The organism is Paenibacillus sp. WLX2291, assembly GCF_046603665.1.
Classification (GTDB): Bacteria; Bacillota; Bacilli; order Paenibacillales; family Paenibacillaceae; genus Saccharibacillus.
Window position 1 is genome coordinate 3,378,210 of the sequence record NZ_CP176755.1, and the last position, 13,274, is coordinate 3,391,483.

Sequence of the window (13,274 nt, forward strand, 5' to 3'; positions counted from 1 at the left end):
ATCTTAAAAAAATGGAACGATCCTCTATATAGAAGATCATTCCATTGTTATTGTCGCCTTTACTAGTGATTGGGATGATATTGTGGAATATTCGTCACAACGATTCAAAATGGCGCTGCCATCGACTTCTGCTCTGGTGATAGCAAATCCTTGAACTCATATACAAACTCACCGTGCTCGGCGATGAACAACCGAAGCAGACCTTTGCGTCGCATATCTTCCAGCACATAACCAGCCTGTGATAGCGTTAGAGACGTAAACAAGCTGACATCGGCTGCCGTGAAGCGATTGTTGCGTCCTGCGGCGATGCGTAATACCTGCCTCTCCATCCATTGCTGCTGCTTGCGCTTGGACGAATGCAAGAGCACGCAACCGATTGCAGCCGGGATGATGCCCCACCACAATACTCCGATATGTTCTAACGGATCAGGTAATAATGTTTGTAAGAAAAGCAGTGCTACAAATCCTCCAATTCCCATCAACCATAATGCAATCCGGCGCTCTCCCTGCTGCATAATCCTCTCTCCTTTCGGATATCAAGATCTGATAACGGTTTGAATGAACGATTATATGAAATATGATGAGTACTGGTGTATGTGTATGTGTATGTGTATGTGTATGTGTATGTGTATGTGTATGTGTATGTGTATGTGTATGTGTATGTGTATGTGTATGTGTATGTGTATGTGTATGTGTATGTGTAAATAAGTATACCGCTACTGGAGAATCACTTCCAGTTTTTGAAGCTTGCAAATGCTAATTTCCGATGGCGACAACAGTTTTGGCAAACTATCATCATGTTGGTGCTTCGTTACCTTTCTTTTACCGCAAAATAGAGCGGTTTTAATCACACTACTATAGCGTGTGTGATGTCGTTGTTGTACAATGGAATGCGGTGAACCATGAAGGAACATTTGCGGCAGATGCCTGCACGTATACCCTATTCGATGTATACCAATGATCCAATCGGTGAAAATTAAATATAAGGATGGTTAGACAATGTATATTGCAGATCAATGGAAAGATTATGAACTGATTGACACAGGCGATGGTGAGCGTCTGGAGCGCTGGGGCGACATTTTGCTGCGTCGTCCCGATCCACAGATCATCTGGCCCAAAACAGGCAATGATCCACGCTGGAGTCAGGTACACGGACACTATCATCGCAGCTCATCAGGCGGCGGCGAATGGGAATGGAAACGCAAAATCCCAGAACGTTGGGAACTGGCTTTTCAAGACCTGAAATTCCACATCAAACCGACTAACTTCAAGCATACCGGGCTGTTCCCAGAGCAAGCAGCGAACTGGGCATGGATGATGGACAAAATCCGCAATGCCGGACGTCCGATCTCTGTACTCAACCTGTTCGCCTATACGGGTGGTGCAACAGTAGCCGCTTCGTCCGCTGGTGCTGAAGTTGTACACGTCGATGCAGCCAAAGGTATGGTGCAATGGGCAAAGGAAAATCATCAGCTGTCCGGTATCGGTGAGCGTCCGGTTCGTTTTATTACAGATGATGTATTCAAATTCGTTCAACGCGAGCAGCGCCGTGGCAACAAATACGACGCGATCATTATGGACCCGCCATCATACGGACGCGGTCCTGGCGGCGAAATGTGGAAGCTGGAGCAAAGTCTGTATCCATTCCTCGAATCGTGCATGAGCATCATGTCGGATCAACCGCTATTCCTGCTAATTAACTCGTACACGACCGGACTCGCGCCGACTGTATTGTCGAATATTTTGAATATGACGTTGAAGCAGCGCTTTGGCGGGCATATCTCATCCGGTGAAATCGGACTGCCGATTACGAATTCCGATATGGTTCTGCCATGCGGTATTCTCGGACGCTGGGAAAGCTGATTGTTATGACATCACGCTCTTCCGGCTCCAACAAAGGCTCCGGCACTCGCAACAAGCAGCATAAACCGTATGCTAACACATCATCGTCTCATTCAGCTATGAATGGACGTAAAGAAAATACCGCTCAAGCTCGCAAAAAAGGGACCAATTCGTCTACACGCTCGCAGCACAATGCGCGCACATCCGGCGACGAATCAAAAAGAGAATATGGAGCTTCTTATCGAGACAGCTCCAATCGTCATCGCGCATCAGACAGAAAACAATCTGCTCGCCGCAGAAATGATGATTCTTCAACGGTAGCTCGTTCCGCCAATGAGACAGATTCTTCCCATAAAGAGCATTCTATGCACAGCGATCATGCTGATGTATCGGCAAATGCCCTATCCAAGGCAACGGCTCGTTCAATCAGCATTCCTGTCTTGTATGAGGATAATCATGTAATCGGCGTCGTGAAGCCGGTCAATATCCCTTCGCAGGCGGATGATACGGGAGACGAGGATATGCTGACCTTGATCAAACAGGACCTCAAGGAACGGCATCAAAAAGCGGGCAATGTATTTCTCGGGCTTGTTCATCGTCTGGATCGTCCGGTTGGCGGTGCAATGTTATTTGCCAAAACATCCAAAGGTGCTTCGCGCCTGTCGGATTCCGTACGAAATGGACGATTGTTGAAGCGTTATGTAGCTGTACTGCGCGGCATTCCAGCGCGCCCGAAAGCAACATTACGCGATACACTACTCAAAGATACGCGTACGAACACCTCTGCCGTTCTAGCCTCTGGCACACCCGGCGGGAAAGATGCTGTGCTGGATTATGAGGTGCTGGCAACGCATACGCAAGCTAATCTGTCGCTGGTGCTCATTACACTGCATACCGGTCGGTCGCATCAGATTCGAGTGCAACTGTCGCATGCCGGTTATCCGCTATATGGTGATCAGCGATATGGTGTAACTGTCAACCGTCCGGGTGAGCAACTAGCGCTCTGGTCGGTACTAGCAGGCGCTCCACATCCGGTCAAAGACGAACAGATTCGCATTCTGTCGCTCCCACCGCGCGTACGTCCTTGGAATCAATGGTCAGAACATGTATATGATCAATTGGCAGAACGTTTGGAACGCGAGCAAGATTAATACAATAGTAGTATCAAAAGCTTTTCTCTTGTGCGAAACCGCAATCAGCATTTTGGATGTATGTAGCTGCTTTTATTGAGCAGTTCTACTGTACAACGATGCGATTGTTGAATAGTGCTGAGGAAAGCTTTTTTGTTGAAGTTACATTTGGATTGAGAGTTGTTTATGTTCTAACTATTTGGGGATTTAGAATGTTTGGGATTTATGGATTTTGGTGTTTATGATTGTTGTATTCTGGATTTTTAGATTCAAGCTGGAGCCGGCGTCGCTGTATCGTCTACCGATCAAGCCCAACCTTCGCAGCAGGCATCTGGCTTCAATAACGCGAAAGACTTGATTGCTTTTAAATTGCTGTGCAGCATAATTACTTTGTTTAGAAAATCGTTCATTTGCTTGGAGCGTAGTTACTTTGTTTGGAGAATCGTTCATTTGTTTGGAGCGTCGTTTTGTCATATGGCATATCATTATTGCTGAAGTGAAGACGTCATCAGTCGTTTTAAGGCTGCGATTTGTTTATCATGTTGTAGATTGGGATATATGATTGCATTTGGCGTGGACTCAGTATATGCAAATGGAGCAGGTGGGCGTTTACTCATCTCGTAGTAGCCGATCTCAACGTGTAATGGCATCTCGTTCTGCGGTGGTTGCAACCATTGAATATGTGGTTGATGCTCGGGATGGTGGGCGATTGTTTTTGGTAAAATAGCTGCGCCTCTGCCCTGCTTGATCAACGTGAGCATCATATCCAGTGTATCCACTTCGCGGATATTCCAATCATAGCGCGGATGATTTCTTGTATATTGCATCGTTGCCTGACGGTATGGACAATCGGTGTCCCGGATAATAAGAATGGGTAGCTGATGAAGCTGTTCTGCCAACGATTCGTCCGATTGGACATGTAGGGATGCCGAACGAATCCAGCCGATCATTTCATGAATTCGGAAGATACATACAGCCTGTCGCGCTTCTGTCCAATTGCGATTGAGTAAAATACCATCCAATTCGTCAGCAAGTAGCATGGAGATCAATTGCTGTGTTGGTCGTGTATATACATCTAGCGCCATGTCTCGATCCCATACTGCCTCAGCGAGATACCCCGTAGTAATCGTAGATGTTGCACCAATCCGTAATGACGTCGGTAGCTGTTGAGAGGAACTAGGTGCAAATTCATTCTTCGCTTGCTGTACAAGTTCCAAAATGGAGTGCGCATATTCCAGCAAACGTTCGCCAGCTGGTAATACAATCACACCTCGAGGTGTGCGTTGGAATAACGGCGTTTGCAATTCGTCTTCCAATCGGCGTATACGTGTAGTGACATTCGATTGTACATAACCAAGCTGCTGTGCTGCGGCTGACATGGATTGCGTATGCGCTACTTTACAGAAAATCTCCAGATCGTTTAATTCCATCGTGCGCCTCCTTGTTAGATGATAATATCCCGTATGGATGACATATCGTATTCAAGTCATTTTCTTTTATGCGGTTGAGCCTTTTATATAAGCAAAGTCTGCATCTATGCGCTATTGAAATTGTGTATAGCAAGTATGGTGGTACATAGATGAAGATTTTGCTTGAAATTAGATATCACTGAAAATGATACCATCGTTCATTTCTAATCATTATACGGAACGATAGGCGAGCGATACAATACGAGTATGGTATTTCATCATTTACTCAAGTATGAGCGAAAAAGGAGTGTTTCGTATGATCGGGATGCAGTATGAGATTGGGTTGCCTGCGGATTATGATATGGAGATTATTCGCGAACGCGTTCGTCGCAATGGACACAAAACAGATGGGTTTGAAGATTTGTTGTTTAAGGCGTATTTGATAACGATTCGTCAAGTTGGTGGCAATCGACAAAATAGCTATTGTCCGCTGTATGTATGGAAGCAACAGGGGGGCATGAATTCTTTTTTGTTTGATGGACCTTATGATGCGATTCTGGATTCGTTTGGCTGGCAGCATGTGCAGATTGGGGTGCCGCTCAAGATACATATTCCCGAAGCGGCATTGTTACGGGAGATTCGATATGTGTTGGAGTGTAAGGGAATAATGACACCCACCCATTTGCTGAAAGGATTGCCGCAGAAGATTGAGCATAATCTACATCGTCGATATGCTTGGCATGAGGAAGATGGTTGTCAAGGAAGTTTGTTGATGTATAACCCGGATAAATGGGCGTATAGTCAGTTTTATTTGTTGAATGATCTGCCGACAACTGTGCCTGATGGATGTACGATGTATGAGGTTTTGCATTGGTCGCTGGGCTTAGAGTTTAATAAAATGTAGGTAATAGCGATAAGATATGAGGTTGATTAAACTTTGTTGGGATTGAACAAAATGAAGTATTGAGAAGTCACAATACATCTTAAATATCACGCGTATAGCGTTGGCGCGTATAGCGTTGGCGCGTATAGCGTTGGCGCGTATAGCGTTGGCGCGTATAGCGTTGGCGCGTATAGCGTTGGCGCGTATAGCGTTGGCGCGTATAGCGTTGGCGCGTATAGCGTTGGCGCGTATAGCGTTGGCGCGTATAGCGTTGGCGCGTATAGCGTTGGCGCGTATAGCGTTGGCGCGTATAGCGTTGGCGCGTATAGCGTTGGCGCGTATAGCAAAAGCCGTCTGAATTGCATCTCAGACGGCTTTTGCTATATACCTTTATAAATTCGTGCGTTTGTCGAGCAGTATTGTACCTGCTGATTAAGAGGCTAAGCATTCAAACGCTTGTAATTCCAAGTTTTGCTTTAGCGTATCCTCAGCGCAAGCACATTATATCCTACTCATGTTCCAGCTTATAAAATTAAGCCTGATCTTTATCTGCTGCTGCCGACAAGTCTTCCAGTACAGCGATGATCACATCGTTTTTGTCCAGTGTCACGATGGATTTCCCGATATGGCGACGTTCGTCGGTTTGCAGTGCTTGTTTGCTGTTAAATGGAATCGTGCGATTTGGTGGTGTAATAGCGATAAAGGAGCGATGATCGCGACATACGTAAGCGGCAATAATGGCGTTGCCGTTTGATTTGACACGTTTGCCTTCTTTTAGCTCAAAGGTCGATACCCCTTTACCTCCGCGGCTCTGGGTCTGATATTGCAGCATGGACGTGCGTTTTGCATAACCGAGATCAGTCATAACTAACAGTTGTCCATCTTCTTCGCTGTCGATCCATAGTGCACTTACAATAGCATCGTCGTCTACTAGCTGAATACCGCGTACACCAGTAGATACACGCCCCATCAGACTGACATCTTCTATCCGGAAGCGAATACTCATGCCGTTGCGAGTAATCAGCATCAGATCGCGTGCCTGTTCGCCACGGCTTACGGAGATAACCTCATCACCTTCGCTTAGCTTACAAGCAGCGACTGCGCCGGAGCGTTTGGTCGCATAATCTTTCAGCTCGGTTCGTTTCACCTGTCCACGTTTGGTCACAAATACGAGGCTACCCTGCTCTTGATCCAGACTACGCACTGGAATAATATCAACGATTCGGTCTTCGCGTGTCATGGAGATGACATTAACGATTGCCGTTCCGTTTTCTTTCCATTTGAAGTCTGGAATCTGGTGAACCGGTAGCAGGAAGTATTGACCACGTTGGGTGAATACAAGCAGATTATCGAGTGTGTTCACATCCAGTACTTTGCGGATATAATCATCTTCTTTGGCACCAGAGCCACCGCGTTCGCCGCCAGAACGTGTAAACGACAGCATGCTTGTCCGTTTAATATAGCCATCGTTGGACAGCGTAACCAGTACATCCTCGGAATTGACCATAACTTCCAGATTGACTTTTAGCTCTTCCACTTCGTCGCGGATTTCGGAACGACGGTTAATTCCGAAACGTTCGTGGCTTTCCATCAATTCCTTTTTGATGACGCCAATCAGCTTTTTGTCGCTATCCAGAATGGATTGCAGATTTTTAATCTTTTTCTGAATATCGCTCAGTTCCTTCTCCACCTGATTGATCTCCAGATTGGTCAGACGGTACAATTGCAGATTCAGAATCGCATCAGATTGGCGCTCAGTCAGACCGAACATCCATTGCAGATTCTGATGCGCATCTTGACGATTTTTCGATGCTTTGATAGCAGCTATTACTTCGTCGAGAATATTCAGTGCTTTGGCGAGACCTTCCAGCACATGCGCACGGTTCTCCAATTTATCCAGATCGTAACGAGTACGACGGGTAACGACTTCACGCTGATGCGCAATATACGCCTGCAAAATACCTTTCAAGCCAAGTTGCTGTGGTGCTTTGTTGACGATTGCGACCATATTGAAGTTGTAGTTTACTTGCAGATCAGTCTTTTTGAGCAGGTAAGCTAGAATACCTGCGGCATCGGCATCCTTTTTCAATTCCACTACGATACGCAGACCATCACGACCGCTTTCGTCGCGCACTTCCGCGATTCCTTCGACCTTTTTCTCCAGACGGATATTTTCCATCGCGGTAACAAGACGTACTTTGACGACCTGATACGGAATCTCAGTAATCACGATTTGTTGCTTGCCGCCACGCATCGTTTCGATTTCTGTTTTGGAACGTACGTAAATGCGTCCCCTACCCGTTTCGTATGCTTCGCGAATCCCGCTACCGCCCATAATGATACCGCCGGTCGGGAAATCTGGACCTTTGACATAATTCATCAGCTCGTCCAGCTCCATCGCCGGATTTTCCATCAAAGCGATACAAGCGTCAATCACTTCACGCAGACTATGCGGTGGAATCTCGGTTGCAAAACCAGAAGAAATCCCGCTGACGCCGTTCACGAGCAGATTCGGATAGCGTGCAGGCAATACCATCGGTTCTTTGGTTGTATTATCAAAGTTATCTTTGAATTGGACAGTATTGCGGTCAATATCGCGTAAAATCTCCATCGCAATAGAAGACAGACGCGCTTCGGTATAACGCATCGCTGCTGCTGGATCATCATCTGGGGAACCCCAGTTACCGTGTCCATCTACGAGTGTATGTCCCATTTTCCACGGCTGCGCCATCCGTACCATACCGTCATAAATGGATGCGTCACCGTGCGGGTGATAGTTACCCATGACGTCGCCGACGGTTTTGGCAGATTTGCGGTAACCTTTTTCGGGGGTGTTGCCGGATTCGTACATCGCATACAAAATACGACGTTGTACCGGCTTCAGACCATCGCGCACATCGGGGATCGCGCGATCCTGAATAATGTATTTGGAATATCGACCAAAACGGTCACCGACGACTTCTTCCAGAAATGCCGGCATATATTTTTCATTCGTAGCCATTCACTCACCTTACCTTACCCTCCGGTCCAGCCGGATTGTGATCAAATGCTGCACCATGCAAAAAGGAATGAAAGCCATCCACACAGGTGTCTCATTCCCATTTGCAGCTGACAGCTTTGTTGTTTGCTTACAGCTTATATAACAGTGGATGATGCGTCATACTCTACATCAAGCTTGTTGTTGTGTGTTCCTTCTATCGAAAGGCAAACAGTACCCTCGGTCTGGTCTGCATATATGTTTACTTGTATTTGCCTTTATTTGCTTGTATAGACGTAACGATCATTACAATCATCTAGTTACTCGACGTACTCGGTAAAATCAACATTTTCGACAATCCAGCGTTTACGCGGATCGACCTTGTCACCCATCAATGTGGAGACGCGGCGTTCTGCTTTGGCAGCATCTTCGATCTGTACTTGCAGCAACGTACGGCTTTCCGGGTTCATTGTCGTTTCCCACAATTGATCCGGGTTCATCTCACCAAGTCCTTTGTAGCGCTGTAATTCGACGTTTTTGCCATATTGTTTGAGCGATTGCTCTAGCTGTTCGTCGGTCCAAGCATATTGCTCATCGGTCTTTTTACCGGAGCGCTGCGTAATTTTGTACAGCGGCGGCTGAGCGATATAGATACGCCCTTGATCGATCAGCGGTTTCATGTACCGATAGAAGAACGTCAGCAGCAGCACCTGAATATGCGCTCCATCGGTATCGGCATCGGTCATGATGATAATTTTGGCATAATTGCTATCTTCAAAGGCAAATTCGGTACCAATGCCTGCACCAATTGCTGCGGTGATTGCACGATATTCCTCGTTTTTCATTACATCTGCCAGCTTCGCCTTTTCCGGGTTCATCGGTTTTCCTTTGAGTGGCAAAATCGCTTGCGTTTTGGAATCGCGCCCTTGTTTCGCTGAACCGCCCGCGGAATCACCTTCGACGATGAATAATTCATTTTTGGAAAAGTCCTTGGACTGTGCCGGACTCAGCTTGCCGTTCAGGTTGGAGCTTTCGCTACGTTTGCGACCGGTACGCATATCGTCGCGCGCTTTCCGCGCCGCTTCACGCGCACGGGATGCCTGAACTGCCTTTTTGATCAGTTTCTGACCGACCTGCGGGTTTTCTTCAAGAAAACGCTGCATGTTCTCAGCTACAACCGCATCCACCGCACCACGTGCGGACGAACTACCCAATTGATCCTTCGTCTGACCAACAAATTCGACTTCGGACATCTTAACGCTAATGACCGCCATCATGCCTTCACGCAGATCGCCGCCCTCAAGGTTTTTATCCTTTTCCTTAATCATGGCGTTCTTACGGGCATAATCGTTCAGTACACGCGTGTAGGCAGTTTTGAATCCTGTTTCGTGCGTACCGCCGCCACGTGTCGGAATCGAGTTAACAAAAGAAGCGATTGTCTCGGTGTAGCCCGCATTGTACTGCATGGCAATCTCCACTTCGATATCGTCGCGCTCTGCATTGAAGTGAATCACATCATGCAGCACGTCTTTGCCTTCATTTAAGTACTCGACAAATTGACTGGCGCCGCCTTCATAATAAAAGCGATCTTCTTTGTCGTTCCGATCGTCCTTGAGCAGAATCTCCAGACCGGAGTTCAAGAATGCAATCTCTTGCAGACGCTCAGACAATGTATCATAGTTCAGCGCAATGCCGTTCTGGAATACACGAATATCCGGTTTAAAGGTAACTTTGGTGCCGGTAATTTTCGTTTTGCCGATCACTTCAAGTCCGCTCACTGGCTCGCCAACATGCTCTTTGCCCTTTTTGTCTGCCCAGTATTCAAAACGCTGACGGTGAATACTACCATCACGGTAAATCTCGACTTCCAGCCATTCGGATAGGGCATTCGTTACCGATGCACCTACGCCGTGCAGACCGCCAGATTTCTTGTATCCACCACCGCCGAATTTACCACCGGCGTGTAAAATCGTAAAGACGACCTGCGGTGTCGGGATGCCGCTTTTGTGCATGCCCGTCGGAATGCCGCGGCCGTTATCATATACGGTTACCGAACCGTCTTTATTGAGGCTGATTTCAATTCTGTTGCAATGTTTGGCAAGATGCTCGTCGACTGCATTGTCCACAATCTCCCAGACAAGGTGATGCAGTCCGGACGAACTTGTACTACCGATATACATCCCCGGACGCTTCCGTACGGCGACAAGCCCTTCGAGCACCTGAATGTCGTCAGCATCATACCCGGACGACTGCGGGTTCACGCCACGGGATGAAGTTGTTCTGGAATCGATCTCGACCATTCAAGGTCCCCCTTTGTTCATTTCAATATTGCTAGGTCCTGTTTGAACTACGCTTTGCTAGTATAATGGTTCATCCGCGATTATACCAGAGCAGATGAACAATAAAGCCGCTGTCTAACTACTACTGGATATATATTTAAGATAATTTACATCGGTTAAGCATATCATACCTAGCGTCCAACACACATTTTAGATTTACATAAAATGTAATATCGCAAAATCATGTTCGCAATACCCAAACACATGTTTGCATTTCCTTTATTCATTCTAATCCATATCATGACTTTCGTAAAGGGAATATTGCGCATGATCGTGATGTATGTCTCGCGTTTACGTATTCCGGTTGGGAACTTGTGGACAGAGTAACAGCGTATGATGTCTGTCGCTTCGAGAGATGATATACATTTAAACCGTTTGTATAACGTTGATATCTCTTTTCTCGGCAAGTTTGCGAAAAATATAAACCGGCATCTGTAAACGATATACGATTCATATGGATTTTTTGTGTCATTCCCTTGACTATTTTATGGTAAAGCGCAGTCTATGACATATTGAATTGAGCTTAATCTTCCACACTATTTCAGCATTGTTTTAGCACTATCATCTCATCTAAGTAGATTCTAAATCCTCGTCTCTGCATACAAAAAAACCTGTCTACCGACACGCAATTGTTGTCGACAGACAGGCATTATGATGATCGATCAATACTAATTCAGCACATCACGCTTCGTGAAGACAGCAAAGGAAACGATGAGCGAAACGGCTGCCCATGTCCCAAGCACAGCGAGCGAGAATGGCAAGGTCATGCCTTCAATCGGAGCAGGGCTACCGGATAGATAATCAGTCAATCCAAGATTGACCATAAACAAATACTTCGCACTACTCCATGATGCCGCCATGTTCGTTAAGATCGTCCCGGCAATAAGTGCTGCCATCATAATGACGATACTGGCGGCAGTGCTGCGCACCAGCACAGACACCATAAATGCCAGCAAGCCGACGGTTAGACCGACGAACCAGATCAATCCCAGCTGCATTAGAATGAATTGCCACTGGTCAATCGCATGCACCGTATCCATATTGACTCCGGTATCGCTCGGCTGAAATCCGGTAAACACCGGTATCTTAAACCCCGAATACCCAAATACCAGCCCGGATATACCGTAACAGATAATAAAGGTAGATATGACAATCAGCGATACGAACATGACGAGCGTAATGATCTTACTGAGCAGGATTTTCCACCTGCGCACCGGTCTCGTCAGCAACATCTTGATCGTACCGCCAGTCCGTTCGCCAGATACAAGATCTGAAGCAATCGTCATAATCAATAACGGGATAAACAAACTGCTGGAATTGTCCAGAAACTCACGGGTGAACGTAACACCGCCCGGTTCATTCGGATTTACGTCATTTTGCAAATAATATTGCATCTGCTGGATGAAGATCCGGCGGTACTTTTTCCATTCCTCTGGTACACGGTCGCTGCCGAGCGAGTTCTGATTGTCGGTAATTGCCTGTTGCAGCTCAGTACGCCAATCATCACCAAATTTCTGACGATTTTCCTGAGCTTCGCGCATGGAGGCGTAGGTGAACATCGGCACAAGTACTAGCAGCACTAGCAGCACGACATAGAATCTCTTTTTCTTGATAATCTTGATCGTTTCGTTCTGTACGAGCGGCCAGATGCTATTCAATCGTCTCACCTTCCGTTATGCCGAGGAACAGCTGCTCCAGGGTAGGATTTAGTTTGCGTACATTGTTCACGGCAATACCGGCTTGTACCAAAGCTTGAATGGTCGTCGCAATACGCTCTTCCGGGGTACGAGTAATGATGCTGCCGGTTGTAAGTGAAGCGGCAGTATCATTATCCAAGTGCGCTTCGCTCAGATCAAGTACGGTAATATCAGGCAAAGATTGCAGCAATGCAGTTCCCTGCTCCACGGGTTCCAATTCCCAGATGACAAGATGCTCCTTATCCTCCACCAGTTCGCTTACACTACCAACCGCGATTACACGACCGCTGCCAACGATGGCGACACGATCACAGAGCAACTGAATCTCGCTCAACAAATGACTGGAAACGAACACTGCCATTCCCTGTGCAGCCAATTCACGAATAAACAGACGCATATCCCGAATCCCTTTCGGATCAAGACCGTTGGTTGGCTCATCTAAAATAAGCAGTCGCGGGCGTCCAAGCAATGCTTGCGCGATGCCGAGCCGCTGGCGCATACCAAGCGAGTATTTGCTCACTTTATCGTGGATACGCTCATTCAGACGTACAATTCGCGTAACTTCCATAATACGCTCTTCATCCACACCGGGCTGCATGCGGGCGAAATGCTGTAAATTTTCCCAGCCCGTCAGATATGGATACATTTCCGGGTTCTCAACGATAGAGCCGACATAAGCAAGCGCTTTTTCCGGTTCGCGGGTGACATCGTAGCCGCAGATCGTAATCTTGCCTTCCGTTGGACGGATCAGATTGACAAGCATACGGATGGTCGTTGTCTTACCGGCTCCATTCGGTCCGAGGAAACCGAAGATTTCACCTGCGCGCACGTTAAAGGTCACGTCCTTGATGATCATGCGTTTGCCGATTTTCTTCTTAACATGTTCAGCCGACAGGACGATTTCGTGTTCCTGTGGCAACGTAGATGTAGCGATATGCGATTGACTGATAGGGAGATTCAATCCGGGGTTGTTCATGCGATACGGCTCCTTCCTATG

Annotated in this window: 11 protein-coding genes; 3 read left to right on the forward strand and 8 right to left on the reverse strand. The window is 46.9% G+C overall.

Going from position 1 to position 13,274, the window contains the following annotated elements; translation table 11 throughout:
- Window positions 1-104: 104 nt before the first annotated feature.
- Window positions 105-515: a hypothetical protein gene (locus tag ACDE64_RS14385; protein ID WP_411342832.1), complete on the reverse strand. Its 411-nt coding sequence runs from the start codon at window positions 513-515 to the stop codon at window positions 105-107.
- Window positions 516-999: 484 nt separating this feature from the next.
- Here ACDE64_RS14385 and ACDE64_RS14390 point away from each other — a divergent pair, with 484 nt between their 5' ends.
- Together ACDE64_RS14390 and ACDE64_RS14395 are read left to right on the forward strand one after the other, a co-directional pair.
- On the forward strand, window positions 1,000-1,863 hold the full coding sequence (locus ACDE64_RS14390; RefSeq protein ID WP_411347279.1) for a class I SAM-dependent methyltransferase: 864 nt from the start codon (window positions 1,000-1,002) through the stop codon (window positions 1,861-1,863).
- A gap of 344 nt (window positions 1,864-2,207) precedes the next feature.
- A complete protein-coding gene (locus tag ACDE64_RS14395) occupies window positions 2,208-2,993 on the forward strand; it encodes an RluA family pseudouridine synthase (protein ID WP_411350302.1) in 786 nt (261 codons plus the stop codon).
- Between the two features lie 464 nt (window positions 2,994-3,457).
- On the opposite strand, the gene ACDE64_RS14400 is transcribed toward ACDE64_RS14395, so the two are convergent.
- The gene (locus ACDE64_RS14400) at window positions 3,458-4,402 is read right to left on the reverse strand and encodes a LysR family transcriptional regulator (protein ID WP_411347280.1); all 945 of its coding nucleotides are present in this window, start codon (window positions 4,400-4,402) and stop codon (window positions 3,458-3,460) included.
- 295 nt (window positions 4,403-4,697) lie between these two features.
- Here ACDE64_RS14400 and ACDE64_RS14405 point away from each other — a divergent pair, with 295 nt between their 5' ends.
- Window positions 4,698-5,285, forward strand: coding sequence for a DUF4865 family protein (locus ACDE64_RS14405; protein WP_411347281.1), 588 nt, complete (start codon window positions 4,698-4,700; stop codon window positions 5,283-5,285).
- On the opposite strand, the gene ACDE64_RS14410 is transcribed toward ACDE64_RS14405, so the two are convergent.
- The 6 genes from ACDE64_RS14410 to ACDE64_RS14435 form a co-directional block, all read right to left on the reverse strand.
- Complete coding sequence (locus ACDE64_RS14410; protein WP_411350303.1) at window positions 5,265-5,471, reverse strand: hypothetical protein; 207 nt, start codon at window positions 5,469-5,471, stop codon at window positions 5,265-5,267. The two genes, ACDE64_RS14405 and ACDE64_RS14410, sit on opposite strands and share 21 nt — an antisense overlap.
- On the reverse strand, window positions 5,372-5,629 hold the full coding sequence (locus ACDE64_RS14415) for a hypothetical protein (protein ID WP_411347282.1): 258 nt from the start codon (window positions 5,627-5,629) through the stop codon (window positions 5,372-5,374). Before ACDE64_RS14415 ends, ACDE64_RS14410 begins: the two co-directional genes overlap by 100 nt.
- Before the next feature lie 167 nt (window positions 5,630-5,796).
- Window positions 5,797-8,265 carry a DNA gyrase subunit A gene (gene gyrA, locus ACDE64_RS14420; protein WP_411347283.1) on the reverse strand — a complete coding sequence of 823 codons (2,469 nt, stop codon included), beginning with the start codon at window positions 8,263-8,265 and terminating at the stop codon, window positions 5,797-5,799.
- Between the two features lie 296 nt (window positions 8,266-8,561).
- Window positions 8,562-10,541, reverse strand: coding sequence for a DNA topoisomerase IV subunit B (gene parE / locus ACDE64_RS14425; protein WP_411347284.1), 1,980 nt, complete (start codon window positions 10,539-10,541; stop codon window positions 8,562-8,564).
- Window positions 10,542-11,248: 707 nt separating this feature from the next.
- Window positions 11,249-12,238, reverse strand: a complete 990-nt coding sequence (locus tag ACDE64_RS14430) for an ABC transporter permease (protein WP_411347285.1) — start codon at window positions 12,236-12,238, stop codon at window positions 11,249-11,251.
- A complete protein-coding gene (locus ACDE64_RS14435; RefSeq protein ID WP_411350304.1) occupies window positions 12,231-13,133 on the reverse strand; it encodes an ABC transporter ATP-binding protein in 903 nt (300 codons plus the stop codon). Before ACDE64_RS14435 ends, ACDE64_RS14430 begins: the two co-directional genes overlap by 8 nt.
- Window positions 13,134-13,274 lie beyond the last annotated feature (141 nt).